Source organism: Halobacillus sp. H74, assembly GCF_052246715.1.
Classification (GTDB): domain Bacteria; phylum Bacillota; class Bacilli; order Bacillales; family Halobacillaceae; genus Halobacillus; species Halobacillus litoralis_A.
This window is the reverse complement of the sequence record NZ_JBQQCI010000002.1, coordinates 446,481-465,521: the sequence shown is the minus strand read 5'-3', so window position 1 is coordinate 465,521 and position 19,041 is coordinate 446,481. Positions and strand designations below refer to the sequence as shown.

19 protein-coding genes and 1 pseudogene are annotated in these 19,041 nt (G+C 43.0%); 13 read left to right on the top strand and 7 right to left on the bottom strand.

Annotated elements, in window-relative coordinates; genetic code table 11:
• Positions 1-193 precede the first annotated feature (193 nt).
• The 6 genes from nagE to ACTWPX_RS05610 all read left to right on the top strand — a co-directional run bounded on the left by nagE (position 194) and on the right by ACTWPX_RS05610 (position 6,671).
• Complete coding sequence (gene nagE, locus ACTWPX_RS05635; protein WP_443118842.1) at positions 194-2,104, top strand: N-acetylglucosamine-specific PTS transporter subunit IIBC; 1,911 nt, start codon at positions 194-196, stop codon at positions 2,102-2,104.
• Between the two features lie 18 nt (positions 2,105-2,122).
• Positions 2,123-3,292, top strand: coding sequence for an N-acetylglucosamine-6-phosphate deacetylase (nagA, locus tag ACTWPX_RS05630; protein ID WP_443118841.1), 1,170 nt, complete (start codon positions 2,123-2,125; stop codon positions 3,290-3,292).
• Between the two features lies 1 nt (position 3,293).
• The gene (gene nagB, locus ACTWPX_RS05625; protein ID WP_443118840.1) at positions 3,294-4,037 is read left to right on the top strand and encodes a glucosamine-6-phosphate deaminase; all 744 of its coding nucleotides are present in this window, start codon (positions 3,294-3,296) and stop codon (positions 4,035-4,037) included.
• Positions 4,027-4,752, top strand: coding sequence for a GntR family transcriptional regulator (locus ACTWPX_RS05620; RefSeq protein WP_443118839.1), 726 nt, complete (start codon positions 4,027-4,029; stop codon positions 4,750-4,752). The genes nagB and ACTWPX_RS05620 overlap by 11 nt, the downstream gene beginning before the upstream one ends.
• An 11-nt stretch (positions 4,753-4,763) precedes the next feature.
• A complete protein-coding gene (locus ACTWPX_RS05615) occupies positions 4,764-5,480 on the top strand; it encodes an SIS domain-containing protein (protein WP_443118838.1) in 717 nt (238 codons plus the stop codon).
• Between the two features lie 78 nt (positions 5,481-5,558).
• Positions 5,559-6,671 (top strand): NAD(P)/FAD-dependent oxidoreductase, encoded by a 1,113-nt coding sequence (locus tag ACTWPX_RS05610; protein ID WP_443118837.1) that lies wholly within the window; start codon positions 5,559-5,561, stop codon positions 6,669-6,671.
• Between the two features lie 62 nt (positions 6,672-6,733).
• Here ACTWPX_RS05610 and ACTWPX_RS05605 read toward each other — a convergent pair whose 3' ends face one another.
• Positions 6,734-6,862 (bottom strand): hypothetical protein, encoded by a 129-nt coding sequence (locus ACTWPX_RS05605; protein WP_443118836.1) that lies wholly within the window; start codon positions 6,860-6,862, stop codon positions 6,734-6,736.
• A 235-nt stretch (positions 6,863-7,097) separates the two neighbouring features.
• Between ACTWPX_RS05605 and ACTWPX_RS05600 the strand changes: the two are divergent.
• Both ACTWPX_RS05600 and ACTWPX_RS05595 read left to right on the top strand, forming a co-directional pair.
• Positions 7,098-7,454, top strand: a pseudogene (locus ACTWPX_RS05600) (IS1595 family transposase); the annotation flags it as partial.
• Between the two features lie 98 nt (positions 7,455-7,552).
• Positions 7,553-8,104 carry a hypothetical protein gene (locus tag ACTWPX_RS05595; protein WP_443118835.1) on the top strand — a complete coding sequence of 184 codons (552 nt, stop codon included), beginning with the start codon at positions 7,553-7,555 and terminating at the stop codon, positions 8,102-8,104.
• A 110-nt stretch (positions 8,105-8,214) separates the two neighbouring features.
• Here the strand turns inward: ACTWPX_RS05595 and ACTWPX_RS05590 are convergent, their stop codons facing one another.
• The 3 genes from ACTWPX_RS05590 to ACTWPX_RS05580 all read right to left on the bottom strand — a co-directional run bounded on the left by ACTWPX_RS05590 (position 8,215) and on the right by ACTWPX_RS05580 (position 11,349).
• A complete protein-coding gene (locus ACTWPX_RS05590) occupies positions 8,215-8,535 on the bottom strand; it encodes a TIGR04104 family putative zinc finger protein (RefSeq protein ID WP_443118834.1) in 321 nt (106 codons plus the stop codon).
• Positions 8,536-8,625: 90 nt separating this feature from the next.
• A complete protein-coding gene (locus tag ACTWPX_RS05585; protein ID WP_443118833.1) occupies positions 8,626-10,062 on the bottom strand; it encodes a DHA2 family efflux MFS transporter permease subunit in 1,437 nt (478 codons plus the stop codon).
• Positions 10,063-10,206: 144 nt separating this feature from the next.
• On the bottom strand, positions 10,207-11,349 hold the full coding sequence (locus ACTWPX_RS05580; protein ID WP_443118832.1) for a glycosyltransferase family 4 protein: 1,143 nt from the start codon (positions 11,347-11,349) through the stop codon (positions 10,207-10,209).
• 576 nt (positions 11,350-11,925) lie between these two features.
• Between ACTWPX_RS05580 and ACTWPX_RS05575 the strand changes: the two genes are divergently transcribed.
• Entirely contained in the window at positions 11,926-12,453 is a 528-nt protein-coding gene (locus ACTWPX_RS05575; RefSeq protein ID WP_443118831.1) for a DinB family protein, read from the top strand.
• A 166-nt stretch (positions 12,454-12,619) separates the two neighbouring features.
• Here the strand turns inward: ACTWPX_RS05575 and ACTWPX_RS05570 are convergent, their stop codons facing one another.
• Positions 12,620-13,153, bottom strand: coding sequence for a M3 family metallopeptidase (locus tag ACTWPX_RS05570; protein ID WP_443118830.1), 534 nt, complete (start codon positions 13,151-13,153; stop codon positions 12,620-12,622).
• 5 nt (positions 13,154-13,158) lie between these two features.
• Positions 13,159-13,905, bottom strand: a complete 747-nt coding sequence (locus ACTWPX_RS05565) for a hypothetical protein (RefSeq protein ID WP_443118829.1) — start codon at positions 13,903-13,905, stop codon at positions 13,159-13,161.
• 127 nt (positions 13,906-14,032) lie between these two features.
• On the opposite strand from ACTWPX_RS05565, the gene ACTWPX_RS05560 reads away from it, so the two are divergent.
• A complete protein-coding gene (locus tag ACTWPX_RS05560) occupies positions 14,033-15,076 on the top strand; it encodes a dipeptidase (RefSeq protein ID WP_443118828.1) in 1,044 nt (347 codons plus the stop codon).
• Positions 15,077-15,591: 515 nt separating this feature from the next.
• On the opposite strand, the gene ACTWPX_RS05555 is transcribed toward ACTWPX_RS05560, so the two are convergent.
• The gene (locus ACTWPX_RS05555) at positions 15,592-16,515 is read right to left on the bottom strand and encodes an aldo/keto reductase (RefSeq protein WP_443118827.1); all 924 of its coding nucleotides are present in this window, start codon (positions 16,513-16,515) and stop codon (positions 15,592-15,594) included.
• Between the two features lie 97 nt (positions 16,516-16,612).
• Between ACTWPX_RS05555 and ACTWPX_RS05550 the strand changes: the two genes are divergently transcribed.
• The 3 genes from ACTWPX_RS05550 to spoIIM all read left to right on the top strand — a co-directional run bounded on the left by ACTWPX_RS05550 (position 16,613) and on the right by spoIIM (position 19,036).
• A complete protein-coding gene (locus tag ACTWPX_RS05550; protein WP_443118826.1) occupies positions 16,613-17,158 on the top strand; it encodes an NUDIX hydrolase in 546 nt (181 codons plus the stop codon).
• A complete protein-coding gene (locus tag ACTWPX_RS05545; protein ID WP_443118825.1) occupies positions 17,155-18,318 on the top strand; it encodes an endonuclease Q family protein in 1,164 nt (387 codons plus the stop codon). The genes ACTWPX_RS05550 and ACTWPX_RS05545 overlap by 4 nt, the downstream gene beginning before the upstream one ends.
• A gap of 79 nt (positions 18,319-18,397) precedes the next feature.
• On the top strand, positions 18,398-19,036 hold the full coding sequence (spoIIM, locus tag ACTWPX_RS05540; RefSeq protein WP_443118824.1) for a stage II sporulation protein M: 639 nt from the start codon (positions 18,398-18,400) through the stop codon (positions 19,034-19,036).
• The last annotated feature ends 5 nt before the right edge of the window (positions 19,037-19,041 follow it).

Genomic DNA, 19,041 nt, shown 5'->3' with positions numbered 1-19,041 from the left:
TGCAGTCCATTTACAATGGCTGCACTTAAGTTATCGATTCGTGCTTAAATATGACTTTTTTGAGTACCCTAGGTGAATAAGTTACAACTTTTCGTCTTACTGGTATAGACGACTATATTAATAGATGATAAATTGTATGTGATAAAACGTTTTCATTTGTGAAGGATTTAAAGACATAAGGAGGATGTACAACATGCTGAACTTTTTACAGAAAATCGGGAAGTCCTTGATGTTCCCGATTGCAACCTTACCAGCTGCAGCGTTATTGGTCAGGCTTGGGATGGAGGATATGCTGGATATCCCATTCATGACAGCAGCGGGTAACGGAATATTAGAGAATTTGGCTCTTATTTTCGCCATTGGTATTGCTATGGGATTTGCTAAAGATGGCAGCGGGGCAGCGGCTCTCGCAGGTGCCATTGGGTATCTGGTACTGACGAATGGAATCGAATCCATCAATGACGAAGTCGAAATGGGGGTGTTCGCAGGGGTCCTTGCCGGAGTTGTTGCCGGGATGCTTTACAACCGCTTTCATGATGTGAAATTCCCCGAATTCCTGTCCTTTTTCGGAGGGAAACGGTTCGTACCAATCGTAACATCAGGGGCGATGGTAGTTTTAGCTTTCGTGCTTGGATATTTATGGGTATATCCACAGTATGCTCTTGATGCAACGACCAGTTGGATTTTGAATGCCGGAGAATTAGGTGTCGGTGTTTATGGTGTTTTGAACCGTCTATTGATTCCTGTCGGCTTGCACCATGTGATCAATGCTTTCATCTGGTTTGACTTTGGATCATTTACAACAGCTAGTGATGAAGTTGTCCGAGGAGAAATCAATCGCTTCTTGAACGGAGATCCAAATGCCGGGTACTTCTTAGCAGGGTTCTTCCCGATCATGATGTTCGGTCTTCCTGCTGCATGTCTAGCCATGTATATGGCAGCGAAAAAGCATCGGAAAGCTGCCGTCGGCGGGATGCTGCTCAGTATTGCTTTGACTTCTTTCATTACAGGAGTGACTGAACCGATTGAATTCTCATTCATGTTCTTGTCACCACTCCTTTATGTTGTTCACTCAATACTTACTGGAGTCGCGATGGTTCTTGCCTTCATGTTAGATGTCCGGCACGGTTTCGGGTTCTCAGCAGGGTTGATCGACTATGTTTTGAACTTTAATATCGCCCAAAACCCTCTGCTATTACTTGTAATCGGCCTAGTCATGGGTGTGATTTATTTTGTTGTTTTCTATTTCCTAATCGTTAAATTGGACTTGAAAACACCTGGGCGTGAAGATGATGATGAGCTCGCAGAAGAGGAAACGACTGAAGCTAGTAGTGGATATGAAGCTAAAGCAACTAAATACCTTCAAGCACTTGGAGGAAGCGAGAATATTAAATCACTCGATTATTGTACGACAAGATTGCGGCTGCAAATGGAAAACCGTGACAATGCGGATGAAAGAGCATTGAAACGTCTCGGTTCAAGAGGAGTCATGAAAGTTGGAAAGAACAATTTACAGGTGGTTGTCGGTACGACTGTGGAGTTTTTAGCTACAGCGATGAAAAACCAAATGGAGCATGGTATTCCAACACAGGCACCTGAGTCAGAGGAAAAGGCGGAAAAAGCAGAAGATGATGAAAACTTGAAAACTTTAACCGCTGATGAGTTCGCTATGCCGGTAGAAGGAGAAATCATACCTCTTGAAGAAGTCCCTGATCAAGTGTTTGCTGAAGGGATGATGGGACAAGGATTTGCAGTGAACCCATCAGGTGATGTCTTCCATTCTCCTATTGATGGAAAAATCGTCAATGTTTTTCCTACGAAACACGCGATCGGGATCGAAAATGATCTTGGCTTGGAAGTGTTGATCCATGTTGGACTTGATACTGTGAAGCTGGAGGGAAATGGTTTTGAAAGTCTCGTCGATTCTGGTCAGCAAGTGAAGAAAGGTGACCCGTTATTACGTGTGGACTTAGAGAAGGTAGCTGCAGAAGCACCTTCAATCATAACACCGGTAATTTTTACGAATTTAGAAAGCGAGACGGTTCAGGTTCATAAAAAAGGGAACGTGAAACTTGGAGAGACAGGCATTGTGACAATCAAATAATAGAAGGAGGCAAATAAGATGGAAGAGATTTTGGAAATCACAAATGTCCAGATCATAGCAGAATCAAAGACGATTCCATCAGGTACGGTTCAAATCAAAGATGGAAAAATCCATGCTATTTTACAAGCCCCTTCTAAACAGGCAGCTGAACTTATCGATGGAAAAGGAATGACGCTTGTACCTGGTTTTATTGATGTGCACATCCACGGGGCTAATGGTTATGATGTAATGGACGCAACAACAGAAGCTCTGGATGGAATGGCAGCAAAACTACCGCAAGAAGGGACGACAAGCTTTCTTGCAACAACGATGACTCAATCTGTCGAGGCAATTTCAGCGGCTGTCAAAAACATCGGCGACTATATGGACAAACAAAAGCAACCAGGAAAAGCTGAAGTGTTAGGTGTTCACCTGGAAGGTCCGTTCATATCAAAGGAGAAAGCTGGTGCCCAGCCGCATGGCCATATTCTGCTGCCTTCTGCGCAACAATTCGATGAGTGGCAACAGGAGAGTGGAAATCAGATTCGTTTAGTGACAGCCGCTCCGGAAGTCGAAGGTGGTTATGAATTTTTCAGTCATCTATCAGATCAGGGGGTGACCGCTTCCATCGGTCATAGCGCGGCAACTTTTGATGAAGCAAACAGAGCTGTCGATCATGGAGCGAGTCATGTCACTCATCTTTTCAATCAAATGAGCGGGTTCCATCATCGGGAGCCCGGTATAGTCGGTGCTGCATTTAATAACAAGAAGCTGAAGGTAGAGATGATTGTTGATCATATTCATGTTCATCAGAAGGCTGTCGAAACAGCTTATCAGTTGATCGGCTCTGAACGGACGGTATTGATCACGGATGCTATGCGTGCGAAGTGTCTCCCTGAGGGAACTTATGATCTTGGAGGCCAGCCCGTCGAGGTTGAAGGGAAAGAAGCACGATTGTCCGATGGAACCCTTGCTGGCAGTATCCTTAGGTTAGAAGAAGCGGCTTTCAATATGAAAACAGCAATGGGACTTGGCTGGCAGGAATTTGTGAGAATTACTTCAACCAATGCAGCAGAACAAACAGGATTGCTCGATCGTAAAGGCATAATAGCCACGGGGAAAGACGCCGACCTAGTGTTACTAGATGAAAAAGCACAGGTCATGATGACTATTTGTAGTGGTACGATCGCTTTTGATGGGAGGAATTAAGATGGAAGTGATAATCGTTAATGATTATGAACAGCTGAGCCAGCGTGCGTGCGACATAATCGTTGAACAAGTCCATATGAACCCTGAGTCTGTGCTAGGACTTGCCACGGGAGGCACTCCGCTCGGAACCTATCGTGAACTTGTTCAGGCTAATGGGAATGGGAAAATCGACTTCACGCATGTTTCGACACTGAATTTAGACGAATATATCGGCCTGGACTCTTCTCATCCTCAAAGTTATCGCCAGTTCATGAAAAGAGAACTGTTCGATGCCATTAATATTTCAGAAACGCGCACTCATATACCTGATGGCCGGCCAGATGACCTGGAAGAAGAGTGCAGACGATACGAAGCATTGATTGAGGCAATCGGCCCTCCAGATTTGCAACTGCTGGGCATCGGTGAAAATGGCCATATCGGATTCAATGAGCCAGGAAGTGACATGGACGGGGAAACCCATATCGTCGAGTTGACTGAATCCACCAGGGCTGCCAATGCTCGTTTTTTTGACAAGGATGAAGATGTACCGGCCCATGCCATTACTATGGGGATTCGTTCCATCTTAAAGAGTAAACGGATATTACTGCTTGCTTCCGGAGAAAGAAAAGCTCGTGCTATCAAGCGTTTGCTGCAAGGGGAAAAGGATGTGAACTTCCCTGCGTCAGCCCTGTTGGCCCACCCCCATGTTACACTGGTCATGGATCAAGCAGCTTATGGAATGAAAGGGGAAACAGATGCTGGATAAAAAATCGCCACTGCCGATGTATTATCAAATTGAAGAAGATATTAAACAGAAGATTGATTCAGCCATTTATTCTGAAAGAGAAACCATTCCTTCTGAGCGTGAACTGAGTGAGCAATATGAAGTCAGTCGGATGACGGTAAGACAGGCTGTCACCAACCTCGTTAATGAAGGTTACTTGTACAGGGAAAAAGGCAAAGGGACGTTTGTAGCTGAGAAAAAAATCGAACAGCCACTCCAGGGGATGACAAGTTTTACTGAAGATATGAAACAAAGAGGAATGGATTCAAGCAGCAAACTGCTCGATTTCACGATCATTCCTTCCCCTGGTGATATAAAAAGAAAGCTCTCCCTCGAGGATGAAAGGCAAGTTTACGAAATTCATCGAATCCGTTATGCCGATCACCAGCCGATGGCAGTGGAACGCACGTTCATACCGGTAGCTCTAGTTCCAGGGATGCAGGAGAAGGATGTCTATGGATCAATCTATGAATATATTGAAAAAAATCATGATTATACGATTCATAAAGCGACCCAGATGATTGAAGCTACAATTGCTGACGAGGAACAAGCAGAGCTTCTGGATATCGTGCCTGCTGCAGCTATCCTGCACATTGAGCGTACGAGCCTCCTGAAGGATGGAACACCATTTGAAGTCGTAAAATCATCGTACCGTGCAGACAGGTATAAATTCATTAGTGAAATCCACCGCTCTTAAGGGGAAATGCCATGAGTTACTTATCAAAAATCACCCAACACTTAAAGAGGCTGGATGAATATTCAGGGATTCGCCCTATCAGCAGGCATGTAGCAGGAAGATTGAATGATGGAGGAATCATCCACCTGTTCGGGTGTGGCCATTCAAGTTTACTTGCTCAAGATGTCTATTACCGAGCAGGAGGTCTTGTTCCCGTTCGGCCGATTTTGATAGAGCCTTTGATGCTGCATCAAGGCGCTTATCAATCTACATTGAATGAAAGGACGGCAGGCTTTGTCTATCCCTATCTGGCTAAAGAGGATATCAGGGAAGAAGATGTCGTTATCGTTCTCTCGACATCCGGCCGGAATCCCGCACCGATAGATGTAGCATTATACGGAAAAGCACAAGGTGCCATGGTCATCTCTGTCCAATCCCTTGAATATTCAGCTACCCAGGTTTCTAAACATCCGTCGCAGAAACGTCTGGAAGCGGTTGTTGATTTTGTAATGGATACTAAGGTCCCTGTAGGTGATGCGATAGAAGCGCGAGAAGGGTTGGAGACACATTTTTCTCCGTTATCTTCGGTAGTGGGGACGGCCTTATTGCACGATTTGATGACAAAGGTGATTGAAGCTTTCTGGGAAGACGGGATCGACGCCCCTGTTTTCAAAAGCGGAAATGTTGATGGCGCAGATGAGCATAATAGGCATATGATGAAGCTGTACAAAGACAGAATCGCATTTTGACTCATTGTTGTTTCCATTCTCATTCTCCGATAAAATATCAACAGTCTAAAAGTCAGAAATATAAAGGTGTCGCAAACTATGAAACATATCATTATTGGAGCGGGGATTCTCGGTGCATCGACAGCTTATCACCTAACTAAAGCAGGAGAGCAAGTCGTCCTAATTGACAGACAGGAGCCCGCCCAGGCCACACGTAATGCCGCGGGGATCGTTTGCCCATGGCTGACGAACCGCAGCAATAAAGCATGGTATCAGCTGGTTCTGCGTGGAGCGAAGTATTACCCGCAGCTTATCGAGGAATTAGAGCGAAACGGTGAAAGGGACACCGGCTATGACCAGGTCGGAGCCATCAACATCTTTGATACAGAAGAAAAATTGGACCGGAAAATGGAAGTGGCTTTAAAAAGAAAAGCGGATGCCCCTGAGATGGGTGTAATCAGGAAACTGTCTCCGGAAAAAACCAAGAGTCTTTTTCCGCCTGTCTCTGATCAATATGGAGCTGTACATATCGGAGGTGCAGCCAGAGTGAATGGCGGGGCTGTTGCCCAATCACTATTAAATGTGGCTCAAAAAAACGGAGCAGAGTTGATCGAAGGCAGTGCCCGTTTTTTATATAAGAACGAAGCGGTCCATGGAGTGGTCGTGAATGAAGTTGAATATCACTCAGATCAAGTGATTGTAACGAACGGTGCTTGGACGAATGAGCTATTTGCCCCTCTCGGATTGAATACAAATGTATCCTTTGAGAAAGCACAGATTCTTCATTTACAAATGGATGGCGTAGATACCAGCCAATGGCCTGTCATGCTGCCACCGTTCAACCACTATATGCTTACCTTTGGTAAAGGGAAGATCGTCGTTGGCGCAACAAAAGAAGAAGGAGACCTGTCAGACGACCGGGTCACGATGGGGTCTGTTCACCAATTGATGGATAAAGCGTTGAGAGTCGCCCCGGGGCTTGCGGATGCGAGCTATATCGAAACGAAGGTCGGTTTTCGTCCGTTCACTCCGGGGTCCCTTCCTGTCATCGGAAGGGTAGCGGGGTTGGACAATGTTCTCGTGGCGAATGGACTCGGCGCCTCCGGCCTTACAAGTGGTCCCTATGTAGGGCGAGAAGTAGCTAAGCTTGCAAGAGCACAAAAAACAGAAATCGATCTTGAACTATATAGCACAGAATCTTTATTTTCATAAAAACGCTCTCCTTTCTGGATTCTACTGAAGAACCTTTTTCAATCTAGAGGAGCTGTTAAAGTTTATTGTTGCTTCTCACGAATCGCTTGTCGGTGGGTGCTTGCCGCGGGCACGGCCTCAGCTAACTTGGTCAAGAAGATCACTTGACCAAGTGGATCTTCGGCTCGCGCTGTTCCCGCAGGCGTCACCACCGAACGCTCATCGTGGAATCAACAGTGACCTATCTAAATAGAGTGATTTTCATGTATTGAAAAGAAGCAGAGTTGATCGAAAAATCGTCCAACTCTGCTTCTTTATTTGATGAATAACTCAAAAAGTTGCAGTTCTTCAGTTGCCTCCCTTTATGGGAAGCTTTTTAGTTTGTCTCTGTTTAAGATTAGTGTTGATAAATACCATTATCAAACGCATACGTTTTAAAGGCACGCCAACCTACGATGCACAACACATTCTCGTTTTAAAGCTTATGCACGACTGCTTTATCTAATTGCTTTTTTTAATCGACCCATTTTTAATTTAAGCAAATATGACTGGAAAATCCAAACAAAAGGACTTTATCACATCCAGAACGTCAATAACTACCACCTAAGGCTGAGAAAATGGATATAACGGTTTAACGGCATGGAACTAAGTATTTAAAACAATTATCCGACCTGGTTTCAGGCAATAGAAAGCATTCATCATCAGTTGGATGAAGTCGCAATGAATGATATGAAAGTAAATGGAAATTTAATTCCAAGTGTAGAATCTTATGATACACTTAGGTTATCTAAGTTTAAGGAATAAACATTACTTCTTTTTTAACTAAGGAACAGGTTGTTTGAAGAAGCAAAAAGAAATGAAGTCGTGAGTACTCGCCTTACATATGAAAGGGAGTGTTCTGGTTGAAAAAACATATCATAGCTTTGTCTCTACTTATGACAGTAGGAGCATTGGTCGCATGTACATCTAATCCAAATGATGAGACTTCGAATGAATTGAATGAATCAAAGAAAGAAAATGAAGTACAAGAAAGCTCAAATGATGTTCAAAAGGTAGGGGCTGAAGATAACTGGGAGTTGTCTTCAACTTTTAACCATTCGGTTGAATATGAAAATGGCGAAGAAGGTTCTTATGAGATTGTAGGAAACAAAGACACGGTTGGCTTTACTGGTACGTTTCCAATTAAAGCGAGAGATAGCCAGAAATACTTTTGGTTTTATTTCGGAAAAGAAAGTATCTATGATAAACCAGTAGAAGTAAAAGCCATAAAAAAAGGAACGATGGAACCTGTTGATATAATTTCTGGTCCAAGTAACTTTTATAAGGAGGCGGAGGTAAGCCCTCATAGCGTGAATATGCCATCCAGGTTAAAATTTCCATCTGCAGGGATATGGGCAATCCTCGTGTATATTGACGACGAATTATATGAAAGTATCGTTGTAGAGGTTATATAAAGAAATTTAACTTCCAAATATATGGAAGTTAAATTTCTTTATAAATATCAATAGTAAACTTACAAAGCCTTTTGTTTAAGAAATCAGCGCCTGACCTGGTGCATGAAAGATTACCATAAAGGTTCTTCCTTATTTGATAACCGTAATACAAATGGGGTGATCGAAAAAAACAGCCCCATCAACAGGACATAAATCATTAAGACGAATCCAAACAAGGGTTCAAGTGAAAAAAATAATTGTGCGACCATTGTGATGATTGGTGCAAGGATTATTGGGATCAAAGCAACAAGGGACCCTTTCTTCATCGAATCCTGGCTTTGGTATTGCATCTCCCCGCAATAAGGGCATTTCATTTTTCGGCTGAAGCGGAACAAACTTTTAACGGACTGTTTCCAGGACCATTTATTTCCACAACTTTGACAAATCGGCATGGATTCTCCCTCCTCTACTCTATAAAATACGAACAGAAAATGGAAAAGGTTTCAAAAAAAGCTGCGGTATATTTGCCGCAGCTATTAGTTTTATTCAGCTTTTTGTACTTCTTCTTCGCTCTGTTTTTCTTCTTGCTCATCCGGCGGATAGGTGCGTCTAACAAAAAATGCAAGGAAAATTCCAACCAATGATATAGCGGTAACGACAAAGAACGCAATATTTACGCCGTGAATGTCAGGGTGGGCGATGGCACTGTTACTCTCGGCGTTTTGAGCGGTGGTTGTCATGACGGTTACTAATATGGCCGTACCGACAGATGCTGCTACCATCCGCATTGTATTGCTCATCGCAGCACCATGTGGGATCAATTTCTTAGGTAACTGGTTGAGTCCTGCTGTAGTGACAGGCATCATCACCATTGAAAGACCGAACATCCGAATGGCGTATAAGACCGTGATACTTGTGAATGTCGTTTCAATATCCAAAAAGGAAAATGCAAGTGACGCCCCCGTAATGATGATGAGGCCTACAGTGGCCAAGAGACGAGCTCCTATTTTGTCAAAGATCCTCCCTGTAATGGGTGACATGAATGCTGTAATAACCGCACCAGGGAGTAATGCAAGGCCAGATTCAAATGCGGAAAATTCCCTCATGTTCTGCATATATAAAGGAATTAAAGTCTCCGCCCCAATCAGACCTAAAAAGGTGATCATAGCAATTATGGTTGTAATTGCAAATATGGGGTATTTGAAAACACGGAATTCAAGCATCGGATGGCGCATACGCAACTGCCGTAATATGAAAATGGTTAAGGTGATACATCCGATGAATAATACAGTGATCGTGTCAGTACTTGCCCAGCCCTGGTTTCCGGCAAGGGTGAAACCATATAACAGCCCACCGAATCCGACAGAAGACAGAATGATGGAAATCGGATCGACTTTAGGATAGGAGAGCTCTGTTACGTTTCTGAGAATGAAATGGGCTAATACCATAATTGAAAGCGCTAAAGGGAGAACTAACCAAAATAAAAATCTCCATGAATAATCCTCTGTAATCCACCCGGATAGAGCAGGACCGATCGCAGGGGCGAAGGAGATGACAAGACCGATGTATCCCATGGCTGTCCCTCTTTTATTAACTGGAAAAATCATAAGAAAAACTGTCTGCATCAACGGAAGCATGACACCAGCACCCGCTGACTGTACGACACGACCGATTAACAGAGAAGGGAAATTGGGAGCGATTCCACCTAAAACCGTTCCAACTGCAAAAATTCCCATGGCGGATAAAAATAATTGCCGGGTCGTAAACCGTTCAATTAAAAATGCACTGACAGGTATCATGATGCCGTTGACTAACATAAAGACTGTCGTCAGCCATTGGGCGGAGTTGGCTGAAACGTTCATTTCCTCCATAATCGGAGGTATAGCCGTGATCATCAGTGTCTGATTCAGTATTGTTATAAAGGAGCCCGCAAGTAAAAGGGCTGCCATAAGTACTTTGTTATAAGGTTGTATAGTCATCACGTTTTCCTCCTATGAATCAACTAATCTAACATTATACGCTTGTAAAGCAGGAGGAAACAACAATTAAGCTTTACAATTTACAATAATAATATTATGTAAATTGTAAGTGTGTAAAGCACACTCCATGTTCATAAAAAAAAATCAAAAACCTTGGGGATGGTGGAAAGAATGGATGGCTTCCTCGTAATCATTTAACAGGCTTGTAAACACTTGGTCCCAAGTCTGCAGTAATGCATAATTTCTCGCAGCTTTACTCATGCGGCAGAGGCGCTGAGGATCCTCAATTAATTGAGAAATAGCCTGTACAAAATCATCAGGATTCCCAGGTTCGCAAAACACGCCCGTGTGGTTTTCTGTGACGATTTCCTGCACGCCTCCAGCCCTAGCCACAATAGCAGGGGTTCCACATGCAAGTGCCTCAAGGACGACGTTTCCAAACGTTTCTGTCTGGGAAGGGAAGACGAACAAAGAAGAACTCGCATACATTTGGGTGAGCATCCTACCGTCAAGATATCCGGTGAATGTCATATTTTGTGGCGCATTTTGACGGAGCTTTTCATACATCGGTCCATTTCCGACCATGAGCCAATGCACCTTTTCACTTATCCGTGCAGGAAGAGATTTTGCTGACTCCATTAGCACATCCAGTCCTTTTTCGGGAGCGAACCGACCTACATATATCAATAAATGGCGAGCTTGTATATTGAATTTCTTTTTCACCCATTCTGCTTGCACATTCGGGTGAAAGAGTTCATGATCGACGCCTCGACTCCACAAGCTTACGTTGGAAAAACCACGCTGCTCAAGCTCCTGTTTAGTTGAAAGCGAGGGGACGAATATCTTTTGCAATGGTCGATGAAACCAGCGCATGAATTTCCACATCCCTGAAGAAAGAAAGGGGAGTTTGTAATAGTCTAAATACTGATTGAAATGCGTATGATAGGAACCTACAAGGGGAATATTCATTTTCTTCCCATAATAGACCCCTGTGATACCGATGTTGAAAGGAGTGGCGATGTGTAGAAGATCAGGCTGGAACCGTTCTATCTCCATTTTAATACGGGATAAATTCGGAAAGGCAAGACGGTGTTCTGGATAAAGCCAGAAAGGCACGCTCTTTAATCGATGAACCGAAGCTGACTGGGGAAGAGTGGTTTTAGTGGATGGAGCAAACACTCGGTAAGAAATCTGATTCTTGTCAAAGAAATCCGTCAACCTCTTCAATGTTCGTGCCACCCCGTTGACTTGTGGAACAAAAGTGTCTGTAAAAATAGCTATCTTCATTTTTCTCCCCCTCTTAAAACCAAGTATCAGCTATGTCTCTTAGTAAGAGGTATATGCAGCTGGTTGAAGGGGATTGCGATAACTTTCCAAGCTTTGAGAAAGGAATACAAAAAACCTGCAGATGCAGGTTTTGTCATAGCGAATTATGGGGGGATGTTAGGGTATCAGTTACCAACTTCAAGGATGGATGGAAGATAAAATTGATAGGAGATTTAGTAGTATTACGCAACTTTTTTTGTAAGAGAATGTTGGCTGACAGCTTTTAATAGAATCATCTTGTCTTTGTTTGTCAATTTGCTCCAGATGGCCACTTTGATATTCATTATTTTTCTCCTCCTAAAATAAGATTGGGCTTGCTAGCATTTGACGAACAAACAGAACTGTTTTGTTATTACTTAGCATATACCGTCATTTAAACAGAATTAAACAACAAAAATATCTACAAAATTCGATGATGACAAGGTTTTGAAGCAGGTGAAGCAGCATTTGTGTCGAATAGGGAAGAGTAGGCGTGATATTTTTAAGAGATTTCGTCTCAATATCAGCCATTTTGCAATAAAAAAAGGGGGAAGTTTAGTGATTACTTATCAAGTTCATCCTGAAAAAGGGTTTACGGACAAAATCGGTGAACTCGTATTTATGCTCGAACATGTGCGGGCAGTTACGATTCAAGAAGTAGCAGATTTAACAGAAGAAGAACTTGATTACAGCAAACCGGGTGGGAATTCCATCGGGGCTCTTCTCTCACACATGGCAAGCATTGAATACGTCCATCAGCAAATCAGTTTTGAAAACAGGGATTTGACGGAAGATGAAGTCGCGGTATGGGGGATCGCTCTGGAATTAGGTCAAAAAGCGAATGAAACGATTAATTCTTCATCCGTTGATGATTATCTTGATGTATTGGAATCAACGAGAGATCAAACTCTTGAGCTGTTGAAAGAAAAAGATGATGAATGGCTCTATGAGGAACGTGAATGGCCGAACGGAAAGAAATACAATCAATATTACCTTTGGTTCCATGTGTTAGAAGATGAAATCAATCATAGAGGACAAATTCGTGCCATGGTCAGGTCATTTAAAGATAAAACGGTGAGAACATGAAAAGCATATAATTGAACAAGAAAACGCTTGGAGTTAATCACCAAGCGTTTTCTTGTTTTGGTTCTGGTAAATTTCTATGACGATTTATATCTCCATCATTTAGAATCGCACCCCATATATCTCGACTGTTTCCATTGTTCTAGGTAGCGTTTTGAGTTCCGGGAAATTACTCGCTTTCCATGGGCGTACGCTGAGCTTCCTTTTCGGCAAACGTCGAGGCTGTTTCCGCCAGTCCCGTACCAGGATGTTGAGCGAATCCAGGCTGTTCATGAAGAATGAAGTTATGATAGGCATGTCCGAGTTCGTGAGCCATCGTTACAACATCCTGATAATGACCCTGAAATGAAAGTAGGACACGACTCTCTTTTGCGTTCGGCATGGAAGCGCAAAAGGCACCGTGCCGTTTATGCTCCTTTGGAACTGCATCTATCCATCCATCATTAAAAGCAGTTTCTGCAAACTTTCCTAATTTCTCGCTATATTGATGAAATTGTTGAATAATGATGTCAGCAGCTTGATCATATGAAAGAGAAGTTGTAGCAGGAAATGTCGGTGCATAAATATCATACCAGTTCAACTTTTCAGTACCGATAATTTCTGCTTTTCTTTTTAGAAATTGGTGAAGCAATGATTTATTAGAGTGTATTGCACTCATCATACTTGTCACTGATAGCTCACTGATTCGATTTTGCTCATACATCTCCTTTATAGGATTCGAACATTGTCGCAGCCGGTAGAGTTCATTCGATAGCCGGCAAAATGATTGAATATAGAAGCGAATCGTTCTTCATTATCTTTACACACATAGAGCATTTTTTTGGTTGTTTGTTGTCGGACTGACCGATTATCTGAAAGCATCGCCTGCATGAATGCTGTATCAAAAGGGACATTTTCGGTAAATCCTTCTTTTTCAACGGGGACTCTCAACCGGGAAAATTCCTGTTCATAATGGTCTTCCCATCCGGCAAAACCATCTACAGATAGCGAATGTATGACCTTTTCTATTCGGGAATCTAACTGGTTGGCAGCTTTTTGTCTACGTTCAATTAGGAAGGTTTCGATTCCATCTACTTCAGGATGATCAACCAGCTCTTGCCAAACCATCTCATCCATTTCAGCCAGGAACTGTTCAAATTCAAGAGAAAGTGTATTCAGAAAAGCTTTCAATTGACTAATGCGATCTTGTAAGCCCAATGTGGCAGAGTCCTGTACATTTTCAGAAAACAGACAGATGACATATTCGTCAATTTCAAATATATCTGTATGTATCTCCTGCACCTGGTAAATAAGGGGGGTGATTTCGGATAAAGTTGATGATGAGGATTCTATATGATGACGGGTTTCCTTGATTTGTTTGAAAAGATCACCGATTCTCTCATGCAGCTCGGTAGATCGTTTTCCTCCAGGAAATAATCGCTCTAAATCCCAATTGATACTTTTAGTACTCTTCATATGAAAACCTCTATTTTTTTCCTCTATCCTAGTATAATGTGAATAGGGATATTTTTCATCCGACTCCAGATGTAAAAAAGGAGTTCTATTGTGAAGGGTTGAATGTAAGCTTAAGGAGGATGATAAAATGAGTTATAAATTCATAGATGGTCATAATGATACATTATTACGACTCGATAAAGGGGTCGAAGAATTTTTTGAAGGGTCGAAACAGGGACACCTGGATTGGCCGAGGGCCAAGAAAGGTGGATTCGCCGCTGGATTTTTTGCTGTTTTTTGCCCGAATCCTAGTACAGATCCAACACCTGTCGTTTATGCTACGCCAAAAGGATATGAAAAACCGTTTCCACCCAAGCTTGATGATTCATATGCCTATCAATATACGAACAAAATGATCAACCGTTTCCTGCAATTGGAAAAAAAGTCAGGCGGCCGTTTCAAAACTGCTAGAACTTTGAAGGATGTAGAAAGTGCTTTGGAAGGGGAGTATATGGCAGGAATCTTACATATCGAAGGAGCGGAAGGTATTGATGAAGATTTCGATGCTTTGCATGTCTATTACGAAGCTGGCCTTCGATCGATCGGTCCGGTTTGGAGTCGGGAAAATCGCTTCGGGGAAGGTGTTCCTTATCGGTTTCCGCATTCACCTGATACAGGGCCGGGTCTTACCAAGGTTGGAAAAAAACTGGTGAAAGAATGTAATAAGTTGGGAATAATGATCGATCTCTCCCATTTAAATGAAAAAGGGTTCTGGGATGTCGTAAAGATAAGTAATGCACCACTTGTCGCTACCCATTCCAATGCCCACAGTATTTGTCCAGTGACACGCAATCTGACTGATCGACAGCTCGACGCTATTGGGAAATCGAACGGTGTAGTCGGCGTCACCTACAGCATAAATCCGGATATGATTTCTGCCGATGGCAAAAACAATGACAAAACACCATTAAGTGAAATCGCCAGCCATGTTCAATATATTGCTGATCGCATCGGCGTTGACCATGTTGCATTAGGGTCTGATTTCGACGGCACCCGTGTCCCCCAGGAGCTGAAGGATGTCACAGGGGTTCCGCGTTTAATGAACCTGTTGAAGAATGATGGATGGTCGGAGGCGGATCTGGATAAAATTTCACACAAAAATTGGCTGCGTGTGCTGGGGGATACTTGGTGAAAAAAATTATTTTTCTGAAATGAAAAACATCTAGTTTATAAAGGTTCGAGAGCATAAATATATAGAGCAGCGGAGGGAAAGAATTCTTTCCCTCCGCTGCTTCTTATCCTTGTCTCGTCTTCCGGGGCCCTTGCGCTTTTGATGACATCCAGCTCCAGGCCCCAGCCGCTCGAGGTCATAAGTCAATCAACGGTGGGAAGGAAGGGCGCTTCCCGCCGTCGCTCGTCTTATGCTTGTCGCGTCTCCCAGGGCCCTTGCGCTTTTGATGACATCCAGCCCCAGGCCCCAGCCGCTCGAGGTCATAAGTCAATCAACGGTGGGAAGGAAGGCGCTTCCCTCCGTCGCTCGTCTTATGCTTGTCGCGTCTCCCAGGGCCCTTGCGCTTTTGGTGACATCCAGCTCCAGGTCCCAGCCGCTCGAGGTCATAAGTCAATCAACGGTGGGAAGGAAGGGCGCTTCCCTCCGTCGCTTGTCTTATGCTTGTCGCGTCTCCCAGGGCCCTTCCGCTTTTGATATTACACACGGTGTTTTTGATAGGTGATGGCTTTGGTCACTTTTTGCAGTTCTTTGAATGTTTGTTCTGTGAGAGGTTTTGCTTCCAGGTAACTTAAGTTTTCTTCTAATTGTCCAATTGAACTTGCTCCGAATACGGCTGTGGCGACGGTTGGGTTGTGCAGTACATATTGGAGTGCTAATGCTTGTGCTGTACGTTCATCGTCAACGTAATCCTGCCATTTCTTCGTGATGGCGAGCACTTCTTCTTGGCTATATTCTAAGAAACCATCTTTTGCTTTATCTTCTGCTTTTTGGTGGCCTTTAGAAGAGAGCATTCCTTTTGCCAGAGGTCCACGTGCAAGCACGTTGATGTCATTGTCTGCAAGAAGTTGGAGGATTTCTTCTTCAGGACGGCGGTCAAGCGCATTGTATTGCATCATAACACTTACGATGTTCGATTTTTTTACATATTCTTTGATGACATTCGGGCGTATGGAGGAAATTCCGTATTCACGAATCAATCCTTCTTGTTTCAACTCTTCGAAAGCTTCTATGCTTTCATCGATAGGATCATCGATGGTCCCGCCATGCAGCTGATACAGATCGATATAATCGATCCTCATGCGCTTCAGACTATCTTTCAGCCCTTGTTTAATATGTTGTTTAGAAGGATCCCATGTCCAATCATCCTGACCTGGTGTGAAATTATTTCCGACCTTGGAGCCAATTAAAATTTCATCACGTCGTCCTTTGATTGCTTCACCTACGATTTTCTCGTTTTCTCCGAAATCATAAAGATCTGCGGTGTCCAGGTAGTTGATACCGGCATCAAGTGCCCGGTCGATAATTTTTTTCGCTTTTTGGTGATCGGTACCTAAAGACATGCATCCTAAACTGACTTCTGATAAATAAAGATCTGAATTTCCTAATTGACGTTTGTTCATGAAATCATCCTTTCTTAGACAAGTGTAACGAAATACTCCAAGTCTCATCCACTCCTATGATAAAATGGCGATAGAAAAACTGGAGAGGATGAGATTATTGAAAAAGTTCGAAGAAAAAACATATGAAACAGAAACGATTTACCAAGGTAAAATCGTTCAATTGAATATTGACAGTGTTACTTTACCCGATGGGAACACATCTAAACGGGAATTGATCAAGCACCCAGGTGCTGTCGCTGTTATCGCTCTAACGGATGAAGGGAAGTTGGTTTGTGTAGAACAGTACCGTAAACCACTGGAAAAGAGTTTAGTCGAAATTCCTGCTGGGAAGTTGGAAGCAGGCGAAGATCCGAAAACTTGTGCACTACGTGAACTTGAAGAGGAAACAGGATATACCTCAGACGATCTGGAGCTTGTGACCTCTTTTTATACATCTCCGGGGTTCGCTGACGAAATTGTCCATCTTTATTTTACCGACAAAATCAAAACTATGGAAAATCGACCGGACGGAGACGAGGATGAATTTGTCGAGCTGTTGGAAATTTCTTTGGAAGAAGCTGAGAAATTGGAAAAAGAACAACGCATCCATGATGCCAAAACCGCCTATGCGATTCTTTATTTGAAGTTAAGAGCTGCCCGATGACATTAACGCCTTATTATGTGGACTTGCATATTCATATTGGCCGGGATTGGAATGGTCGACCTGTGAAGATAACGGGGTCCCCGAGCTTGACGCTGACGAATATTTTCAAAGAAGCGAGTCGCAGAAAGGGTTTGGACATGATTGGAGTGATCGATGCACAGTCTCCTGCTGTCCAAGATGAATTGGAAAGTTTGATTTCAGCAGGAGAAGCTGCAGAATTGGATGATGGCGGCGTCCAATTTGAAGACACTGTGCTCATTCTGGGATCTGAAATCGAAGTCTATGATTATTCATGTCAAGGACCGATTCATCTTCTTTGTTATTTTCCCTACTTATCCGATATGAGAAACTTCAGTGAATGGTTAAGCAAAAAAATGAAGAACGTATCACTAAGCTCCCAACGTTTTTACGGAACAGCGCGAGAACTCCAGCAATATGTAAAAGAACATGGGGGACTCTTCATTCCTGCTCATATGTTCACGCCGTTCAAGAGTCTATACGGTAAAGGAGTCAAGCGTACATTGAAAGAAGTTCTGGATCCTGAGAAGATTGATGCTGTTGAACTTGGTTTGAGTGCCGATACAAAGATGGCAGATCAAATAGGAGAGCTTTCTTCCTTTACATATTTGACGAACTCAGATGCCCACTCCTTAGGGAAATTAGCACGGGAATATCAATTGATAGAGTTGCAAGAGAGAACATTTGAAGAACTGCGTCTGTCCCTTCAAGGAGCAAAAGGAAGAAGAGTAACCACTAATTTTGGTATGAGCCCTAAGATGGGCAAGTATCACCAAACCGTCTGTGCCCACTGTTTAACACCCTCTAAAGAGACGGCTGAACGGTGTGGATCGTGCGGCTCTACTAAAATCGTTAAAGGCGTTTCTGAGCGAATTCAAGAATTGAAGGGAGCGACACAGGAAAGAGAACGCCCTCCTTATGTCTATCAAGTTCCCTTGATTTCTCTACCAGGTGTCGGCAAGAGAACCTATGAAAAGCTATTGGAATCGTTTGGATCGGAAATGAGAGTCATCCACGATGTGCCGGAAAATCAATTGCAGAATGTTGTCCCTGATAAAGTGACTCAAGCCATATTGGACCTGCGTCTTGGCAGCTTGAATATTGACGCAGGCGGTGGGGGGCGTTATGGGAAAGTCCTTTGAAAATCCACTTGAATAGGTCTACTTTTCTCCTTTCTCTCATAGATTGGTCATAGACCGATGAAGAGAAAGGTGGAGAATGATGCGACAGGGTATGCGGATGGTCAAAAACGATGTACAAACCCACATGAATATTTTTGTGTTCATTTTTGTTTTATTTATTATGGGGATGGTGTTTGGGGCAGTCATTGTGAACAGTATGAATTTTGTGCAAAAACAAGACCTTTTCTTTTACTTGAAACAGTTCTTTGAACAACAGACCATGATGGGTGGAACAGGAAAAACGACTTTATGGAAAGACAGCATTCTCTACCACATAAAGTATATGCTTCTCTTGTTTTTGCTTGGAATCTCCGTTATCGGCATGCCGATCATTACTGTCCTGCTTTTCATCAAAGGTTTGGTCATTGGTTTTTCCGTCGGTTTTTTAGTCAATCAAATGGGCTGGTATGGCCTGTTGATTTCCTCTGTCTCCATAGCACCACAAAACTTGATCATCATTCCAGTGTATTTAATCGCCGGCTCCTTAGCCCTGATCTTCTCACTGACCCTTTGTAAACAATTGTTCATTCGCAGGGTTCATCAGCCGATCATGAAAGGTTTCATCAGGTATAGTGCACTTTTCGGGGTATTGCTTGCGGTTTTAATGATGTCTTCGATCATAGAAGTGTTTATTTCCAATACAATTTTGGAATATGTCTTGAAGTGGATCTATGAATAATCTAC